Source organism: Glycomyces sp. NPDC050141 (assembly GCF_055586545.1).
The window spans coordinates 1-17,132 of the sequence record NZ_JBVJHZ010000068.1 but is presented as its reverse complement, the minus strand read 5'-3'; the positions used below and the strand labels follow the sequence as shown (position 1 = coordinate 17,132).

General features: G+C 68.8%; 15 protein-coding genes. 13 read left to right on the top strand and 2 right to left on the bottom strand.

Annotated elements, in window-relative coordinates; all coding sequences use genetic code 11:
• The first annotated feature begins 136 nt into the window (after nucleotides 1-136).
• The 3 genes from ACZ60M_RS24880 to ACZ60M_RS24870 all read left to right on the top strand — a co-directional run bounded on the left by ACZ60M_RS24880 (nucleotide 137) and on the right by ACZ60M_RS24870 (nucleotide 3,004).
• Nucleotides 137-1,120 carry an ABC transporter permease gene (locus ACZ60M_RS24880; protein WP_465421853.1) on the top strand — a complete coding sequence of 328 codons (984 nt, stop codon included), beginning with the start codon at nucleotides 137-139 and terminating at the stop codon, nucleotides 1,118-1,120.
• Nucleotides 1,117-2,064 carry a carbohydrate ABC transporter permease gene (locus tag ACZ60M_RS24875; RefSeq protein ID WP_465421851.1) on the top strand — a complete coding sequence of 316 codons (948 nt, stop codon included), beginning with the start codon at nucleotides 1,117-1,119 and terminating at the stop codon, nucleotides 2,062-2,064. The genes ACZ60M_RS24880 and ACZ60M_RS24875 overlap by 4 nt, the downstream gene beginning before the upstream one ends.
• Before the next feature lie 220 nt (nucleotides 2,065-2,284).
• The gene (locus ACZ60M_RS24870; protein WP_465421850.1) at nucleotides 2,285-3,004 is read left to right on the top strand and encodes a FadR/GntR family transcriptional regulator; all 720 of its coding nucleotides are present in this window, start codon (nucleotides 2,285-2,287) and stop codon (nucleotides 3,002-3,004) included.
• Here ACZ60M_RS24870 and ACZ60M_RS24865 read toward each other — a convergent pair.
• Complete coding sequence (locus ACZ60M_RS24865) at nucleotides 3,001-4,566, bottom strand: phytoene desaturase family protein (protein WP_465421848.1); 1,566 nt, start codon at nucleotides 4,564-4,566, stop codon at nucleotides 3,001-3,003. The genes ACZ60M_RS24870 and ACZ60M_RS24865 overlap by 4 nt on opposite strands.
• Before the next feature lie 76 nt (nucleotides 4,567-4,642).
• The gene (locus ACZ60M_RS24860; RefSeq protein WP_465421846.1) at nucleotides 4,643-6,829 is read right to left on the bottom strand and encodes a BTAD domain-containing putative transcriptional regulator; all 2,187 of its coding nucleotides are present in this window, start codon (nucleotides 6,827-6,829) and stop codon (nucleotides 4,643-4,645) included.
• A 187-nt stretch (nucleotides 6,830-7,016) separates the two neighbouring features.
• On the opposite strand from ACZ60M_RS24860, the gene ACZ60M_RS24855 reads away from it, so the two are divergent.
• From ACZ60M_RS24855 to ACZ60M_RS24810, 10 genes are all read left to right on the top strand, one after another.
• Nucleotides 7,017-7,481 carry a hypothetical protein gene (locus tag ACZ60M_RS24855; protein WP_465421844.1) on the top strand — a complete coding sequence of 155 codons (465 nt, stop codon included), beginning with the start codon at nucleotides 7,017-7,019 and terminating at the stop codon, nucleotides 7,479-7,481.
• A gap of 184 nt (nucleotides 7,482-7,665) precedes the next feature.
• Nucleotides 7,666-8,682 (top strand): LacI family DNA-binding transcriptional regulator, encoded by a 1,017-nt coding sequence (locus ACZ60M_RS24850; protein WP_465421842.1) that lies wholly within the window; start codon nucleotides 7,666-7,668, stop codon nucleotides 8,680-8,682.
• Nucleotides 8,683-8,715: 33 nt separating this feature from the next.
• A complete protein-coding gene (locus ACZ60M_RS24845) occupies nucleotides 8,716-9,993 on the top strand; it encodes an extracellular solute-binding protein (protein ID WP_465421840.1) in 1,278 nt (425 codons plus the stop codon).
• A gap of 2 nt (nucleotides 9,994-9,995) precedes the next feature.
• Nucleotides 9,996-10,946 carry a carbohydrate ABC transporter permease gene (locus ACZ60M_RS24840; RefSeq protein ID WP_465421838.1) on the top strand — a complete coding sequence of 317 codons (951 nt, stop codon included), beginning with the start codon at nucleotides 9,996-9,998 and terminating at the stop codon, nucleotides 10,944-10,946.
• Nucleotides 10,946-11,866: a carbohydrate ABC transporter permease gene (locus ACZ60M_RS24835; RefSeq protein WP_465421836.1), complete on the top strand. Its 921-nt coding sequence runs from the start codon at nucleotides 10,946-10,948 to the stop codon at nucleotides 11,864-11,866. Before ACZ60M_RS24840 ends, ACZ60M_RS24835 begins: the two co-directional genes overlap by 1 nt.
• 24 nt (nucleotides 11,867-11,890) lie before the next feature.
• The gene (locus ACZ60M_RS24830; protein ID WP_465421834.1) at nucleotides 11,891-12,850 is read left to right on the top strand and encodes a glycoside hydrolase family 68 protein; all 960 of its coding nucleotides are present in this window, start codon (nucleotides 11,891-11,893) and stop codon (nucleotides 12,848-12,850) included.
• Nucleotides 12,844-13,767, top strand: coding sequence for a carbohydrate kinase family protein (locus ACZ60M_RS24825; RefSeq protein WP_465421832.1), 924 nt, complete (start codon nucleotides 12,844-12,846; stop codon nucleotides 13,765-13,767). Before ACZ60M_RS24830 ends, ACZ60M_RS24825 begins: the two co-directional genes overlap by 7 nt.
• A gap of 155 nt (nucleotides 13,768-13,922) precedes the next feature.
• Nucleotides 13,923-15,455 carry a glycoside hydrolase family 32 protein gene (locus ACZ60M_RS24820; protein WP_465421830.1) on the top strand — a complete coding sequence of 511 codons (1,533 nt, stop codon included), beginning with the start codon at nucleotides 13,923-13,925 and terminating at the stop codon, nucleotides 15,453-15,455.
• Nucleotides 15,456-15,560: 105 nt separating this feature from the next.
• A complete protein-coding gene (locus tag ACZ60M_RS24815) occupies nucleotides 15,561-16,214 on the top strand; it encodes a hypothetical protein (protein WP_465421828.1) in 654 nt (217 codons plus the stop codon).
• 9 nt (nucleotides 16,215-16,223) lie between these two features.
• Nucleotides 16,224-17,000 (top strand): hypothetical protein, encoded by a 777-nt coding sequence (locus ACZ60M_RS24810; protein ID WP_465421826.1) that lies wholly within the window; start codon nucleotides 16,224-16,226, stop codon nucleotides 16,998-17,000.
• Nucleotides 17,001-17,132 lie beyond the last annotated feature (132 nt).

Sequence of the window (17,132 nt, the reverse complement as noted above, 5' to 3'; positions counted from 1 at the left end):
CCCCCCCCCCCCCCCCCCCCCCCCCCCCCCCCCCCCCCCCCCCCCCCCCCCCCCCCCCCCCCCCCCCCCCCCCCCCCCCCCCCCCCCCCCCCCGGCCGCAGCCACCCGCCGAACTCGGACTGAGACTGGATAACCCATGGCAACAATGCAAAGCGCGGCCCCGCCCGTCACGGGCCGCACACCGGAAGCGCGCGCCGCCAGGCGCAAGCGGACCTTCGCGCAGCGGGTCCGCTTCGACTGGCCGCTCCTCGTGCTGGCCCTCCCCGTCGTCGGGCAGCTCGCGGTGTTCTTCTACTGGCCCTCGGCGTGGAACGTCATCGCGTTCATGGACTACAGCCCGCACCGGCCGTTCTGGGAGAACCCGTTCGTGGGCTTCGCGTGGTTCGAGCGGCTCTTCGCCGACCCGTACTTCCTTCCTGCGCTGCTCAACACGCTCAAGTTCGCCGCCGCGCACCTGCTGTTCCTGTTCCCGCTCTCGGTGATCCTGGCGCTCGTCATGCACTCAGTGGTCTCCACGAAGGTGCGCAGCACGTTCCAGTCCATCGTGTACCTGCCGTACTTCTTCTCCTGGGTCCTCGTCGTCACCGTGTTCGTGCAGGTCCTCGGCGCGGACGGCCTCGTCTCCAACTGGCTCATGAGCCTCGGCGGCGAACGGCTCTCGTTCACCTCGAACCCGGACACGTTCATCGTGCTCGCCTGGATGCAGTGGGCCTGGAAGGACGCCGGCTGGGGCATGATCATCTTCCTCGCGGCCCTCGCCTCCATCAACCCCAGCCTCTACGAGGCCGCCGCGGTCGACGGCGCGAACCGGTGGCGCCGCATGTGGCACATCACCCTCCCCGGCATCAGGCCGGTCATCATCCTCCTGCTCATCCTCCAGATCGGCGGCATCCTCTCCGTCGGCTTCGAGCAGTACCAGCTCCAACGCCAGTCGGTCGGCTACCAGGCCACTGAAGTGCTCGACACCTACGTGTACTACCGCAGCGTGATCGGCACCGAAGGCGCATCGTTCGGCACCGCCGCGGGCCTGTTCAAAGGCGCGATCGGGCTCCTCCTGATCCTCGGCGCCAACAAGGTCGCGCACCGCCTCGGAGAGCAAGGGATCTACCAGAAGTCATGACCGCCACCGTCGTCAAACCCAAGCCCCGGCGCCAAAGCGCCCGCCCCGTCTGGGACGAGGAGCCGTCCTTCGTCGGCAAGAGCGTCAAAGCGCTGTTCCTGATCTGCTACGCCGCCGCGATCCTGGTGCCGCTGTGGGCGATCGTCGCCACCAGCTTCGCCAGCGAGGAGTCGCTGAACCGCGCCGGAGGGAACCTGCTGCTCCTCCCGGGCGACCTGAGCCTCCAGGCGTACCGGGAGATCTTCTCCGGCGGCGCGCTCACCGACTCCCTCATCCTCACGATCATCCTGACCGCGGGCGGCACCGCCTTCAGCATGGTGCTCACGGTCTGCGGCGCCTACGCGCTCTCGCGGCCCGGCTCAGTCCTGCACCGGCCGATCCTCATGCTCGTGCTGTTCACGTTCCTGTTCGGCCCCGGCATGTACCCCAGCTTCCTGGTGGTGCAGAAGCTCGGCCTGTTCAACGACTACCTGTCGCTGATCCTGCCGGTCGCGTTGAGCGCCTTCAACCTCATCGTCCTCAGGTCGTTCTTCATGAACACGATCCCCGCAGAGCTGCTGGACGCGGCCCGGATCGACGGCGCCGGAGAGTTCCGCATCCTCCTCACCATCGTCCTGCCGATGTCCAAGGCGATCCTCGCCGTCGTCGCGCTCTTCTACGCCGTCGGCTACTGGAACATCTACTTCTCCGCGGTCCTCTACACGCCGGGCCTGGAGGTCCAGCCGATCCAGGTCGTCCTCCAGCGGATGCTCATGTCCACCCAAGGGCTCCCCGACGCGGCCGGGGCGGCCGCCGCCCAGTACCAGGCGCAAGGCGAGGCCGCGCCGACGGCGGCCCTGAAGATGGCGGTCGTGGTCTGCACGGTCATCCCGATCGTGATCATGTACCCGTTCATCCAGAAGCACTTCACCAAGGCCGTCATCACGGGGGCCGTCAAGGGCTAGGGGACTTCCCGGGGCCCGCCCCGGGAGGGCCGCGAGAACGATGTGAGGGTCGGGGGGTCGATTCGCTGTCGTACCGCTCGCGGCCAGGGGCCTTCCGGCCGGGGCGACGCAGCTGCACACTGCGCCCGGAACCGGAAGGCCCCCTTGCACTACCACCACAGTGACGCGAATGATCCGATGATTCTTGCGGTTCGCTCGAGACTCGGCGATACTTGCACCCATGTCCCGCACGGACGATGTCGTCAACGGCATCAAACACATGATCCTCAACGGCGAGCTCCGGCCCGGCGAACGCCTGCCGGTGGAGAAGGAGCTCGCCGAGACCCTTGGCGTCTCCCGGGGCTCGCTGCGCGAGGGCGTCCGGGCGCTGTCGATCCTCGGCATCCTCAACTCGCGGCAGGGCGACGGCACCTACGTCACCGAGCTCGACGTCTCCCAGCTCCTCGCCCCGATGGGCTTCGTCGTCGACCTCCAGGGCGAGGGCCAGGCCCGCGAGGTCCACGCCATCCGCCGCCTCCTCGAGAGCGAGGCCGCGCGGCTCGCGGCCACCCGCATCACCGACGAAGCGCTCGAAGAGGCCCGGCTCCTGCTCGAAGAGGCCGGACGCCTCCTCGACGAGACCCCGGACGAGCACGAGCGGATCATCGAGATCGACATCGCGTTCCACCGCATCATCGCCGCGCACACCGGCAACTCCGTGCTCACCGGCATGATCGAGGCGTTCGCGAGCCGCACCGTGCGGGCGCGCCTGTGGCGCAGCCTCCGCGAAGAGGGCATCGACCGGCGCACGCACGGCGAGCACAACGCGATCTTGCGGGCCCTGTACTACCGCGAACCCGACAACGCCCGCATCCGCATGGCCAACCACCTGCTAGGCGTCGAGGACTCCCTGCCGTTCCTCCCCAACGAGGATGACGAGAAACCCGGCGACGAGGCCTAGGCGGCTTCCGAGCGGGCTTCGAGGACGGCCATCGCCGCGTTGTGCCCGGGGATGCCGCTCACGCCGCCGCCGCGCACCGCGCCCGCGCCGCAGAGGAAGACGTTGGCGTGACCGGTCTCCACGCCCCAGCGGCCCGTCGCCTCCGCAGTACGGAACGGCCAGGACAGGTCCCGGTGGAAGATGTTCCCGCCCGGCAGCCGCAGGTCCCGCTCGAGGTCGACCGGGGTCTTCGCCTCGATGCACGGCTCCCCGTTCGCATCCTCGGCCAGGCAGTCGGCGAGCGGTTCGTCCAGGTACCGGTCGAGCTGCGCGACCGTGGCCGCGAGGAGGCCCGGCTTCTCGTCCCCGGAACCGTCGAACAGCCTTGCGGGCGTGTGGAGCCCGAAGAGCGTGAGCGTCTGGTAGCCCTTGCGCACCAAGTCGTCCCCGAGGATCGAAGCATCCGAGAGCGAATGGCAGTAGATCTCCGAAGGCGGCTGCGACGGGAACCGCCCCGAGGCCGCCTCGGTGTACGCGGATTCAAGCTGCTCGAAGGACTCGGAGACGTGAAAGGTCCCGGCGAAGGCCTCGCGCGGGTCGACACCCGTATCGCGCAGGCGCGGGAGCCGCTTGAGCAGCATGTTGACCTTGAGCTGCGCGCCTTCGGCGTGCTCGGCCCGCTCCTCCCCCAGCAATCCGGCCAGCGCCTCGGGCGAGGCGTTGACCAGGACGTGCCGGGCTTCGACGGTGCCGTGGCCCTGCTCGTTCGCAAAGGCCACCTCGGCGCGCGCACCATCGGTCACGATCCCTGACACCTCATGGCCGGTGAGGATTTCGGCGCCCGCTTTCCTTGCGGCGCTGGCGAGTTCGTCGGTGAGGGCGCCCATGCCGCCGACGGGCACGTCCCAGTCGCCGGTGCCGCCGCCGATGACGTGGTAGAGGAAGCAGCGGTTCTGGCGCAGGTCTTCGGCCCAGGCGGAGGTGAAGGTGCCGATGAGGCCGTCGGTGAGGACGACGCCGCGCACGAGGTCGTCGGCGAAGGTCTGCTCGATGGTCTCGCCGAGGGGCTGCTGGAAGAACATGCCCCAGGTCCGGTCGTCGCCGACGCGTTCGCGCAGTTCGTCCTCTGTGGGCAGCGGTTCGGTCAGTGTCGGGAACACCCGCTCCGCAACGTGGGCGGCCCTGCCGTAAAAGCCCTTCCAAGCCTCGAACTCGCGCTCAGATCCGGTGAGCCGGGCGAACGACTCCCTGGTCCGTTCCGAGTCCCGGGTGACGAGCAGCCCCGTCGACCGCCCGGCGCGCTCGGTCGGCGTGTACGAGGAGACGCTCCGCTTCCGCACCTCGAACCGGAGCCCCAGATCCTCCCTGATCTTTCTCGGCAGGAGGCTCACGAGGTAGGAGTACCGCGAGAGCCGGGCGTCGACCCCGGGGAACGCGGGCGCGGAGATCGCGGCGCCCCCGGTGTGCCCCAAGCGTTCCAGAACAAGGACGCGCTTCCCGGCGCGGGCGAGGTAGGCCGCCGAGACGAGCCCGTTGTGTCCGCCGCCGACGACGACGGCGTCATATGACCGGTGCTGAGGCATCCCCATTCCTAGCACGTGCCGGTCGGGTGCGGGAGGTGAAGCGGTGTCGAGGTCGGGAGGCCGCCAGGGGTGATGTTCACCCCCACGGGTCGGCGGGCCAGGCCTGCCAGTTGCCGTCGTCCACAGTCACCACTTCGTCTTCATTGAGGTACACGAGCGACCCCGGTAGACAGACCCAGGCCCCCGTTTCGAGCGAGTAGCCGACGACGCCGCCGCAACCCGGGCCGATGGCCTCGCGATCCAGGAGCCAGAGCGTCGCGCCGCGGGCCCACATCGACTCGCCCTGGGGCGCGGTCCACAACCGCTCGTGCGACCACACGTCCCAGACCGAGATCTCGTCGGAGTCCGGTTCTGCGGCGACGAGCGCGTCGCCTATCAGCATCTGCGCTTCGGAGGGTTCCGGCGCCGACCACTGCAGTTCGCCGCTCCGGGCCCAGACCACCGACGCCGACGGCCACAGCGTCGCGGGGTACAGGGCGTCCGCTCCCTGCATGGTCGGCAGGGGGCTGCAACGTCCGTCGCCGTCCTCGGCCGTGTTCACGAACCGCTCCCAGAGCTGTTCCTCGGTGCGGAGGTCGTAGGCGGTGACGCGTGCCTCGCACCGCCCGTCGCCGATGATGACGCTTCCCTTGTGGAGCAGTAGCAGCTCTTCGTTGACCTGTGCGCTCTCGATTTCCTCGTAGTCGAAGTCACCGAGCATCTGCCCGGTCTCGGGGTCGTAGACGGACAGCATGCCGCCTGTCCGCGCTGCTTCGTCGGGATAGGTTCTGATCAGCAGGTAATCGGTCAGCGGGCGCTGTCCCAGGGGGTCGTCGTAGCGGGCCTCGGTCCGCAGCCGGACCGACCGGTCATCAAGCGGGACTTCCCATTTCGGCGACCCCGTCCGCGGGAACAGGGATTCCATTTCGCAGGCCGCCGGTGCGTGCTCCGCCGGCCTCTCGCAGGCGATGGTGATGATCGCGTCCTCGGTGTTCGCCACGAGCCAACTCCCGCTCGACCGCCACCGCACCTTTCCCGAGTTGGTGTCGACGGAGATCATCTCGCCTGTGCCCCAAGGCTGGTCGACAGGGGAACTGGTGGCGAGGACGATCGTGTCGTCGAAGACGGCGGTGCTCGCGACCGTCGAGCCGACGTGCAGCGACCATTGCACCTCCCGGTCGGCTTCGAGGCGGAGTTCGGCACCGTCGAGGATGAGCAGTCCGGCGCCGAGTCGCAGCACCGCGCTTCCCGAGTCCATCGCCGGATAGGTCCACAGCGGATCTCCCAGGACGTCCGTCGTGATGCTCAATGCGCGGTCCGCACCGCGCTCCAGGGCCGGGAGTCCATCGGCCGCCATCACGAGCGTGACGGCGAAGACGACCAGGCCGAGAGCGATCAGGCGCGAGAAGTAGCGCGACGCCAGGCGGGAGGCGCGCTTCCCCGCTGAACCGGAAGGTGTCGGAAGCGCTAAAGGCTCGGCGGGCGATGCGATCGCCGTGTCGTCGTTGACGGCGGGTTCGGCGCCGGGCCGTGCCTCGCCAGGCCCCGTCCCGGGTTCCAGGTCGAGGTCCGGGTCCTCGCGGAGCATGGCGACGTACAGGTCCCTGAGCCGACGGTCGGGTTCGATGCCGAGCTCATCGGCGAGCTTGGCGCTGAGATCGGTGTACGCCTTCAGCGCCGCCGGGCCGTTGCTTGAACGGTAGAGTGCGAGCATCAGGTGGCCGTTCAGGCGCTGCCGATACGGATGTTCCGCCACGCACGACTGGATGGCTCCCGCGAGCTCCCGGTGCAGTCCCAAGGCGATTCCCGCCTCGTAGAAGTCCTCGAAGGCGGCGAGCCTGTCCTCCTCCATGCCGACCGCCGCAGCAGCGATGAACTCGCTGTCGAGTCCGGCCAGGACCGGGCCCCTCCATCGCTGCAGCGCCTCCCCCAGCAGGCCATGCGTCTCTGTGCTGTCTTTGGACGCCTTCGCTTTCGCGACCTCGTTGCGGAAGTCGTTCCAGTCGATCGCATCGGTGGTGAGCCGGTAGCCGTCGCCCGAACGCTCGATCGGGTCGGCCACTGCGATGGCCCGCCGCACGGCCGCAACGATATTCCGGACCTGGCGCTGGGCCGTCGCGGGCGGCTCACCGTTCCAGATCGCTTCGATCAGCCGGTGCATCGAGACCGTGCGACCCGCTTCCAGCAGCAGTACCGCCAGCGCCTTTCGCTGCTGCGCGCCGGCGATCGGCACTTCGCGGCCGTCGTGCCGGACCTGGAGCTCACCCAGGATTCGGAACTCCACGGATCTGCCTCCCGATGAACTGGGACCCAAGGGAATCTGAGCCCAGGGTAGCGGGGATCGGGCGCGCACAGGTCCCGCACGATCGCGGTGCGTGCAGGAACCGTGCGGTTGTCGTGCAGGTCAGGCACAGGGTGGGTGCAACGGACGGCGCGATCGCGTCGCCCGCAGCCTCTAGAAAGGAAGATCCATGCGAAAGCGGATCTTTGCAATGTTCGCGGCGATCGTCGCGGCGTTCGCCCTCACCGGTTCCCTCGCGGCCTCGACCGCCTCGGCCGATCCCGGCGACGTGACCGCCGCGGCGTTCCTCACCCAGCTCGAGAAGCGCGACACCGACTACTGCCCCTGCACCATCGCCGACAGCTGGGACGACACCTACTTCGAGCACGACGCGGGCGGGATCGCCGTGAAGCTCTCGGTGTACACCTCGGGCGGCAAGCTCGCGGGCAAGGTCGAGTTCCACCCCTTGGCCGAGAAGTTCTACGTCTACGACACGCTCAGCGACGGGATCTCCATCAAGGGGAAGGTCGCCGGATCGACCTACTCGTCCAACGGCGGCACCCCGTACAACCTCAGCTACGCCGAGGGCCGGGACCTCTACATCGAGCTGGTCGCCTCCGACGGCACCTCGGTAGGCGGTTGGGGCAGGGCCTGACGCTCGCTCCTCCGACCGGCCGCGATCGTTCGATCGCGGCCGGTCGCGTCGTTGCCGAACCGTGACTTTGGCGTGGCCGGGTTGTTTCCGGGCGGTCGTAGATTCTCGGTTAATCGATTAACAACTTCTCGGGAATGCGCCTCGGCATTTCGGTTAATCGATTAACTCAGGAAGGGAGTCAACGGTGACCAAGCCCCGATTGGCCGATGTCGCGCAGGCGGCCGGCGTGTCCACTGCGACGGCTTCGATGGCGCTCAACGAGACCGGCGGGCGTCGCATCGGCCCCGAGACCCGGGAGCGGGTGCGGGCGGCCGCGGCGGAGCTGGGGTACCGGCCGAACTCGGTGGCGCGGGGGCTGCGGACCAGGCGGACCCAGATGATCGGGTTCGTCGGGGACGACGTGGCGACGACTCCCTTTGCCGGCCAGATGATCCGGGGCGCGCACGATGCGGCCCGGGAGGCCGGGTTCCTGCTGCTCATGATCGACACCTCGGGCGATCCGGCCGAGACCCAGGAGGCGATCGAAGCGCTCCAGGAGCGCCAGATCGACGGCATCCTCCTGGCGACCATGTACCACCAGGTCGTGGAGGTACCGAAGGCGATCGGCTCCACGCCTTGCGTCCTGCTCGACGCCCGCACGCCTGACGGCTCGGCCTCCTCGGTCGTGCCCGACGAGCGCGGCGGCACGCTCGGGGTCCTCGCCGAGCTCGCCGAAGCCGGGCACACCCGGATCGGGCACGTGACGACCCGCGAGCAGGTCCAGGCCCGCGAGGTGCGGCTCGAGACGTGGCAGGAGCAGTTGCGCGGCAACGGGGTCGACCCGGAGCCGCTGCTCGTCGAGGTCGAGCACGCGACCACGCAGCTCGGCTACGAAGGCGCGCTCGAACTGCTCCAGCGGCCCGACCGGCCGACCGCCGTCTTCTGCTTCAACGACCGGATGGCCATGGGCGTCTACCGCGCCGCCGCCGAACTCGGCCTGGCCATCCCCACTGATCTGTCGGTCGTCTCCTACGACGACCAGGAGCTCATCGCACCGGCACTGCATCCCGGGCTCACCTCGGCCGCCCTCCCCCACTACGAGATGGGGCGCTGGGCGGTCGTGGAGCTGCTGCGCCGCCTCGACGACCCCGAGGCCGCGCCCGTCCAGCACCTCATGCCCTGCCCCGCGGCCAAGCGCGACTCCGTCGCCGCGCCGCGATAACCCTTCTGCCCGAATCACATTGGAGTGAGCACCATGCAACGACGCCACCTCATCAAACTCGCCGCCGCCTCGGGCGGCGCCGCCCTCGCGGGTCCCGCCCTGGCCGCTTGCACCACCTCGGGTTCGGCCTCCGACGGCGAGCTGGTCCTCTGGAGCCACAACGCCGGGAGCCCCCTCGAAATCGAGGTCACCGAGGAGATCATCAAGGCCTTCAACGGGTCCCAGGACGACGTGAAGGCCGCGCTCGAGCCGTTCCCGCAGGACGTCTACAACGACTCCGTGAACGCCGCCGCGCTCTCCGGCGACCTCCCCGACCTGCTCACTGTGGACGGACCGAACGTCCCGAACTGGGCCTGGGCCGGGCACCTCCAGCCCCTCGACGTGCCCAAGGAGATCACCGACAAGTTCCTGCCCTCGACCCTCGGGGTCTTCCAGGACCAGCTGTACTCCGTGGGCCACTGGGAGGCCGCCTGCTCGATCTTCGCCCGCCAGTCGGTGCTGGAGACCGCGGGCGTGCGGATTCCGACTATCGAATCCCCTTGGAGCCGTGAGGAGTTCGACGACGCGCTTACGGCGGTCACCGGCAAGGCCGGGTACCAGTACGCGATCGACTTCTCCACGGCCGACACCGGCGAGTGGTACCCCTACGCGTACTCGCCGTTCCTGCAGAGCTTCGGCGGCGACCTCATCGACCGTGAGACCTACCTGAAGTCCGACGGCGTCCTCAACGGCCCCGAAGCGCTCGCGTGGGGCCAGTGGTTCCAGGGCCTGTTCACCGCGAACCTCGCCAGCCCCGAGTCCCCCGGCGGCGCCGAGGACTTCATGCAGGGCAAGGCCGCCATGGCCTTCCACGGCAACTGGGGCGCCCTCGCCGCCCTCGACCTGTACGACGACATGCTGTTCCTGCCGCCGCCGGACTTCGGCAACGGCCCCAAGATCGGCGGCGGCTCCTGGCAGTGGGCCGTCACCGCGACCGCCGACAAGGCCGGGGCGAACTCCTGGCTGGAGACCGCGCTCTCGGACGAGTACGTGGCCGAGTACGCCAACCGGACCGGCCTCATCCCCGCCACCGACGCCGCCGCGGAGCTCACCGAGCACTACGGCACCGACGGGCAGCTGCGCATGATGGTCGACTACTCCAAGGCCTACGCGACCCTGCGCCCCGAGACGCCCGCCTACACCGTCATCGCCTCCGTGTTCGGCCAGTACACCGGCGACATCATCCACGGCGGCGACGTCCAGACCGCCCTGGACGCGGCCGTCGCCGAGATCGACGCGGACATCGACGCGAACTCCGGTTACGGGTTCTAGCGATGGTCGCGCTTGATGAACGGGCCGCCGCGCAAGCGGCGGCCCCGCCGCAGCGGCCGAAACGGAAGCGCCGCAGCCACTCCCGCGCCGAGCAGCGCGCGGGCGCCGCGTTCGCGATCCCCGGGATCGTGCTCCTGCTCGTGTTCGTCATCGGCCCGGCGCTCGTGTCGCTGGTCCTGGCGTTCACCAACGCCCGGTTGATCTCGCCCACGCCGCCCGAGTTCGTCGGCCTGGAGAACTTCCAGCGGGCCTTCACCGAGGACGCGACGTTCCACCGCTCGCTGCTGAACACGCTGCTGTTCGCGTGCATCGTGGTCCCGCTCCAAGGCGGCCTCGGGCTGGTCCTCGCGCTCCTGGTCAACCAGAAGCTGGCCGGGCGCAACGTCTTCCGCACTATCTTCTTCCTGCCCGTCATCACCTCCATGGTGGTCGTCAGCCTCCTGTGGCGATTCCTTTACCAGGAGGACGGCCTCATCAACGCGTCGCTGTCGATGCTCACCGGCGGCGCGTGGGCCGGGCAGGCCTGGCTCGCCGACCCTTCCACGGCCATGGGCGCCATCGTGGTCATGAGCGTCTGGCAGGGCGTCGGCTTCCACATGATCATCTGGCTCGCCGGGCTCCAGACCATCCCCGAAGAGGTCTACGAGGCCGGAGCGCTCGACGGCTGCACGCCGCGCCAGCGCTTCTGGCACCTGACGCTGCCGCTGCTGAAACCGACGTTCGTGTTCGTGCTCATCACCATCACGATCGCCGCGATGAGCCTGTTCGTGCAGGTCAACATCATGACGAACGGCGGCCCGGTGGGCTCGACGAGCACCATCGTGCTCCAGATCGTCCAGAAGGGATTCCAGCAGCAGCAGATGGGCTACGGCGCCGCGCTCTCGCTGATCTTCTTCTGCATCGTGCTGACGCTGGCGCTCGTGCAGCGCCGCCTGACGAGGGACAAGGACTGATGACCACCATCTCCGGCGGCCGCAAGACTGTGCACAATTACCGCTCGCAAGCTTCGCGATGGCTGACGTATGCGCCCATGACCGTGCTCGCGGCGTTCTTCCTCTTCCCCATCGTGTTCATGCTCGCCGCGAGCCTCAAGACCGACCACCAGATCTTCGCGGACATGGACTCCTTCAAGGCGTTCCTGCCCGTCGGCGACCTCTCGCTCGACAACTACGCGGCCGTATTCGACCGCGTCCCGTTCTGGCGGTTCCTCGGGAACACCCTGTTCGTGACGTTCATGGTCACGGCCTTCGGCCTGATCGTGAACTCCATGTGCGGCTACGCGCTGGCCCGGATGCGCTGGAAGGGCCGGGGCCTGGTCTTCGGCCTGGTCATCGCCACGCTCATCCTGCCGTTCGACACCACGATCGTGCCGATGGTGTACCTCGTGGCCAACCTGCCGTGGCTCGGGTTCGACGGGCTGACGCCCGTGGTGGAGTTCGGGTGGCTCAACACCTACCGGGTGCAGATCGTCCCGTTCATCGTGAACGCGTTCTCGATCTTCCTGTTCGCCCAGTACTTCAAGAGCCTCCCCAAAGGACTCGAAGAGGCCGCCGCGATCGACGGCGCCGGATGGCTGCGCACCTACTGGCGCATCATCGTGCCCCTGTCGAAGCCCGTGTTCGCCACAGTCGCGATCCTCACGGTGGTCACCTCTCCGGCGACCTGGAACGCGTACCTGTGGCCGCTCATGACCGTCCAGAGTGAAGAGCTGCGCCCCGTCATGGTCGGCGTCCAGTACTTCTTCCAGCTCGACACCGCCTGGGGCGAGGTGATGGCGTACATCGCGATGATCACCGCGCCAATGGTGATCGTCTTCCTCGTCTTCCAGCGCGCGTTCATCCAGTCCATCGCCTCAGCGGGCATGAAGGACTGACCTCCCCCACTAGTAAGGAAACCGATGCTCAAGCTCGCCGACCACTGGGTCTGGGACTCCTGGTACGCGATCGACCTAGAAGGTCGGCACCACGTGTTCTTCCTGCGCGCCTCCCGTGCGCTGCAGGAAGAGGGCCGACGCCACCTCAGGGCCACGATCGGCCACGCCGTCTCCGCCGACCTCAAGGACTGGACGCTGCTGCCCGACGCCCTGGTCTTCGCCGACGCCCCGGCCTGGGACGACCAGGCGACCTGGACCGGCTCGATCGTGCGCGAGGACTCCGGCCGCTGGCGCATGTTCTACACCGGCGTCTCCCGCGCCGAGAGCGGGAACGTGCAGCGCATCGGCTCGGCCGTCTCCGACGACCTGATGGTCTGGCACCGCGAGCCGGGCCCGCAGATCGAGGCCGACCCGCGCTACTACGAGAAGTTCTCTGCGGAATCGGACTGGTTCGACGAGGCCTTCCGCGACCCGTGGGTGGTCCGCGCCCACGACGGCTGGCACATGCTCTTCACCGCGAGAGTCGAAGGGCCCGAACACACCCGCGAACGCGGCGTCGTCGGGCACGCGAGATCTGCGGACCTGGCGACGTGGGAGGTGCTGCCCCCGCTCAGCCGCCCCGACGCGCTCGGGTTCGGCCAGATCGAGGTCACCCAGCTGCACCAAGTGGACGGCCAGTGGCTGCTGCTCTTCTGCTGCGGCAAGGGCGAGGCGGCCGACGCGCGCCGGGCGCTCGGCGAGACCGGCGACAACTATGTGGTCCCGGTCGACGACCCCTTCGGCGGCTTCGAGGGCGTCTCCTTCGACATTGCCAAGGCACGGCCGTTCGAGCATGAGAGCCTGTACGCGGCGAGACTGCACGATGTGGACGGCCAGACCGTCATCATCGGCTTCCGCAACATCGAAGACGGCGAGTTCGTGGGCGAACTCGTGGACCCGATCCCGGTCCGCTGGGACGGAGAGAGGCTGGTGCGCTCATGCTGAGCTTTCCGAAAATCGCTGTCATCGGTGAGGCCCTGATCGACCTCAAGGTCGACAGCGAAGACGCCCGCCACCCGGTCGCCCACCCCGGCGGCAGCCCGATGAACGTAGCGGTGACCTTGGGGCGCTTGGGTTCCGATGTCGCATTCCTCGGGCGGCTTTCGGGGGACGCCTTCGGGAAGCTCCTGCGGACCCATCTCGCCGAGTCCGACGTGAACCTGCGATGGATCGTCGACGCCGCGGAGCCCACGAGCCTCGCGATCGTCTCGGTCGCGCCGACCGGTTCGGCGGAGTACGCGTTCCATGTGGCGGGCACCGCCGACTGGCAGTGGCAGGACGCTGAACTGCCGCACAACCCGGGCCTCGACGCGGTCCACGCCGGATCGCTCGCCCTCGCCGTCGACCCCGGCGGACCGGTCATCGAGCAGTGGCTCGCCGGGCTCGGCGCCACGATCAGCCTCGACCCGAACGTCCGCCCGGCCCTCCTCGGCGACCGAGAGGCCTACCGGGAGCGCCTGGAGCGCTGGCTCGGCTTCGCGTCGATCGTGAAGGTGTCCGATGAGGACCTGGAATGGATCTGGCCCGGCTCCGACCCGGCCGAACTCGCCAATGAGTGGATCGCGAAGGGCCGCAAGCTGGTCGTCGTGACGCGCGGCGGTGAGGGCTCGCTCGTGTGGGCCGGTGGCGAGTCGTTCGCGGTCCCGGCCGCGCCCGTCGACATGGTCGACACGGTCGGTGCCGGCGACTCCTTCAGCGGCGCCCTGCTCGACTGGCTGGACCGCAACGGCCGCCTGAAGCCTGCGGACCTCGACCAGCTGACCGCCGCCGAGGCGCGCGACGCGGTCGCCTTCGCTTCGACAGTGGCGGCGGTGACTTGCTCCCGAGCGGGCGCGAACCCGCCGTACCGATCGGAACTCTGACAGCGAGCCATTCGATGTGGCCGACCCGCAAGGCAGCGGGTCGGCCAATTCGAATTAACCTCTTTTAACCTCTCATATCGATAGATTTAACTACGTTTTACCATTTATGATCTTCGATATCAAATCCGCTTTCGATGCACGAGTTTGGAGCGACGATGCTGCGAACCTCAAGAAGGAACCTGCTGCTTGCGGCCGCCGTCGGCGGCACGGTCAGCCTGGTGGGCAGCCCTGCCGGAGCCCAGGACGAGACCTATCGGCCCGTCTACCACTTCTCCGTCCCGGACCGCTGGAAGAACGACCCGCAGCGGCCGATCTACGTGGACGGCAAGACGTATTACTACTACCTCTACAACAAGGACTACCCGACTCCCGGCACCGGCACTTCCTGGCGGATCGGCGCGTCAGACGACAATGTCGCCTTCACCGATCTCGGCACCGCCATTCCGAAGGAGACGAACCCGAACGGGTCGATCTGGTCCGGGTGCCTCGTGGTCGACGAAGCGAACACCGCCGGATTCGGCGCGGGGGCGATCATCGCCATCGCCACCCAGGAGGACCGCTTCGCGACGGCCCCGCACCGACAGGCGCAGTTCCTCTTCTACTCCACCGACGGGGGCCGGACCTTCGGCCGCCACGAGCCGGCCGTGCTGCCGAACCCCGGCGTGGTCGACTTCCGCGACCCGAAGGTCGTCTGGGACGCGCAGCGATCGCAATGGGTGATGGCGCTCGCCGAGAACGACAAGATCGGGTTCTACCGCTCCACGGACCTCAAGAGCTGGGTCTACACCGAAGGCTTCATCAAGCAGGGCATCGGCGTGCTCGAATGCCCCGACCTGTTCTGGCTGGAGTCCGCCACCGGTCCCGGCCGCTGGGTCCTCGGCGCCAGCGCCAACGCCAAGGGCTCCGGCGGCCCCTCGACCTACGCGTACTGGACGGGCGACTGGAACGGCACCACGTTCGTGCCGGACCACCCGGACCCGAAGTGGCTCGACCACGGCTGGGACTGGTACGGCGCGGTCACCTGGGAGCGGCGCACCGGCGGCCAGCTCGACCCGAGGACCCGCTACGCCATCGGGTGGATGAACCACTGGGACTACTTCGCGAACACCCCCTCGTGGGACGCCGACGGGTTCAACGGCACCGACTCGATCGTGCGCGAGATCGCCCTGCACTGGTACAGCCCGACGGAACCGGTGCTCCTGTCGACGCCGGTCCGCACCCTCGCCGACCGCGCCTCGCGGACGGTCAGCCTCGGCGATATCACCGTGGACGGCAACCTGCCGCTCGACTATCGCGGCCGCGCCTACGAGGTCCGGACCAGGGCCACCTGGAACCAGGCCAACAACATCGGGATGCAGCTGCGGTTGTCGGCGGACGGCTCGCGCCACGCCGACGCGGGCGTCTACCTGGCGGGCGGCTACGCGTACCTCAACCGGGGCTACACGGGGAACCCGGACGCGACGGGCCGCTGGCTGGAGAGCCGCACCCCGTTCGACGCCGCCCGCAAGGAGGCGACACTGCGCATCCTGGTCGACAACCTCTCGGTGGAGGTGTTCGTCGACGACGGCCGCTACGTGCACTCCAGTCTCGTGTACGCCCAACCCGGCGACGACCGCCTGGCCCTGTTCACGGACGGCGGCCCGGCGGTCTTCAACGACCTCACCATCACCGAGTTCCGCCAGATCTGAGCGCGGGCGGGCGGCGGCTCGGCGCCGCCCGCTCCACTTTCCCACCACAATGGCTCCACGCCGCCGCGCGAGACTGGTGCCACTCCGCACGGAAGGGAAAGCCCTATGCCAAGAGCCTCTGCGAAACGCCTGAGCTTCAGAGCCGTATGCATCGCCGTCGTCACCTTCACGACCGTCGCCGTGACGGCGGGGGTCGCCTGGGCCGCGTACACGGACAACATGTACCCCACGCAGTATCTGACGGTGGGGTGCTTCAGCATCAACAGCCCCACCGGGCCGGGCTTCTGCCAGACCGACAACTCGGACCTCACGTACTACCTGGACAGCAGCGGCACCAACATGCTCGAGGCCGGTGACCGCACTATCGTCCACAATGTCATGAACAACATCTACGAGCCGACCGACCTCACCGTCACCTACGACTCGACCCCCTCGTTCTCCGGCAGCGCCGAGACCGACATCGTGTACGAGGAGAGCGCCGTGGGCCTGTCCTCCACCATGGACGGCGCCACCTTCTGCAACAACGCCGCCACGACCCTCAAATGCGACCAGCAGTACATCCGCATCCGCGGCGGCGGGCACTACGCGCAGGGCCTCGTCTGCCACGAGACCGGTCACGCCGTCGGCCTGACCCACGGCCAGGACGCGTCGCCGAAGAAGAGCAACACCGACGAGAAGCTCGGCTGCATGGAGAAACCGACCGATGCCGACGAAGCGCTGCAAGCCAACAACATCGAGAACATCAACGCCACTTACTGAGGAGGGCCCATGAGCAACCGCACCCGTATCGCAGCGGCCGCCGGCATCATCGCGGCCGCCTCCGTCACCGGCATCATCGTCGCGGCCATCGCCGCGCCCGCCGGGGGCTCCACGCAAGGGGCCGCCGAATCCCAGTCAGAGGTGATGCTGGGGCAGGGCGGTGACCACCTTCCGAGCGTGACCGCCGCCGACTGGGTGACCTATGCCGACCATGTCATCGTCGTCGAGGCCGTGGCAGAGGAGGCCATCGCGCCGAGCGCAGAAGAGCTCGAACGCGGCGAGGGCGTCATCGGCCGCACCGTCTCGCTCACGGTCGAGGACGTGCTGTGGTCGAGGGAGGGCGCCACGCAGGCGGCCCCCGCCACCTGGGAGTACTCGGGCCTCGGCTGGTACTTCGCCGACGGCGACACCGCCAATGCCGTCGAGATGGCGCTCCAGGAACTTCCCCGGGTCGAGGTCGGCCACCAGTACGTCATGGCCATCCGCTGGGAGAAGGCCGTCTGCGACGAGGACGGCGAGTACACCCGGGCCCAGTGGCGCGGCCTCGGTGAGGGCTCGGAGATCCCCTACGACGGCGGCACGCTCGGCAACGGCGAGTCCGAGGGCACCGTGCAGTCCGCCGCTGCCTTCGCCACCGAATCCGAGGACGAGGTCGACCAGGGCGTCGAGGAGCTCCTGGCCGGGGAGAGCGCCGACGCGCTCGTCAGCACGCTCAACAGCGCAGTGCCGGACACGGCGGCGCAGGCCGAGTTGACGACCATGGACGCCGAGACCTCCTGCGTCTAGGCATCCGTCAGAGGGAGCGGGGGGGGGGGGGGGGGGGGGGGGGGGGGGGGGCGGGGCGCGCCCCCCCCCCCCCCCCCCGTCCCCCCCCCCCCCCCCCCCCACGCCCAACGGAAAGCCAGCGCGTCACCCCCC

What these genes read in the sequence shown, in the direction of transcription:
- ACZ60M_RS24880 (WP_465421853.1), top strand. Translation starts at nt 137, where the DNA reads ATGGCAACAATGCAAAGCGCGGCCCCGCCCGTCACGGGCCGCACACCG.
- ACZ60M_RS24875 (WP_465421851.1), top strand. Translation starts at nt 1,117, where the DNA reads ATGACCGCCACCGTCGTCAAACCCAAGCCCCGGCGCCAAAGCGCCCGC.
- ACZ60M_RS24870 (WP_465421850.1), top strand. Translation starts at nt 2,285, where the DNA reads ATGTCCCGCACGGACGATGTCGTCAACGGCATCAAACACATGATCCTC.
- ACZ60M_RS24865 (WP_465421848.1), bottom strand. Translation starts at nt 4,566, where the DNA reads ATGCCTCAGCACCGGTCATATGACGCCGTCGTCGTCGGCGGCGGACAC.
- ACZ60M_RS24855 (WP_465421844.1), top strand. Translation starts at nt 7,017, where the DNA reads ATGCGAAAGCGGATCTTTGCAATGTTCGCGGCGATCGTCGCGGCGTTC.
- ACZ60M_RS24845 (WP_465421840.1), top strand. Translation starts at nt 8,716, where the DNA reads ATGCAACGACGCCACCTCATCAAACTCGCCGCCGCCTCGGGCGGCGCC.
- ACZ60M_RS24840 (WP_465421838.1), top strand. Translation starts at nt 9,996, where the DNA reads ATGGTCGCGCTTGATGAACGGGCCGCCGCGCAAGCGGCGGCCCCGCCG.
- ACZ60M_RS24835 (WP_465421836.1), top strand. Translation starts at nt 10,946, where the DNA reads ATGACCACCATCTCCGGCGGCCGCAAGACTGTGCACAATTACCGCTCG.
- ACZ60M_RS24830 (WP_465421834.1), top strand. Translation starts at nt 11,891, where the DNA reads ATGCTCAAGCTCGCCGACCACTGGGTCTGGGACTCCTGGTACGCGATC.
- ACZ60M_RS24825 (WP_465421832.1), top strand. Translation starts at nt 12,844, where the DNA reads ATGCTGAGCTTTCCGAAAATCGCTGTCATCGGTGAGGCCCTGATCGAC.
- ACZ60M_RS24820 (WP_465421830.1), top strand. Translation starts at nt 13,923, where the DNA reads ATGCTGCGAACCTCAAGAAGGAACCTGCTGCTTGCGGCCGCCGTCGGC.
- ACZ60M_RS24815 (WP_465421828.1), top strand. Translation starts at nt 15,561, where the DNA reads ATGCCAAGAGCCTCTGCGAAACGCCTGAGCTTCAGAGCCGTATGCATC.
- ACZ60M_RS24810 (WP_465421826.1), top strand. Translation starts at nt 16,224, where the DNA reads ATGAGCAACCGCACCCGTATCGCAGCGGCCGCCGGCATCATCGCGGCC.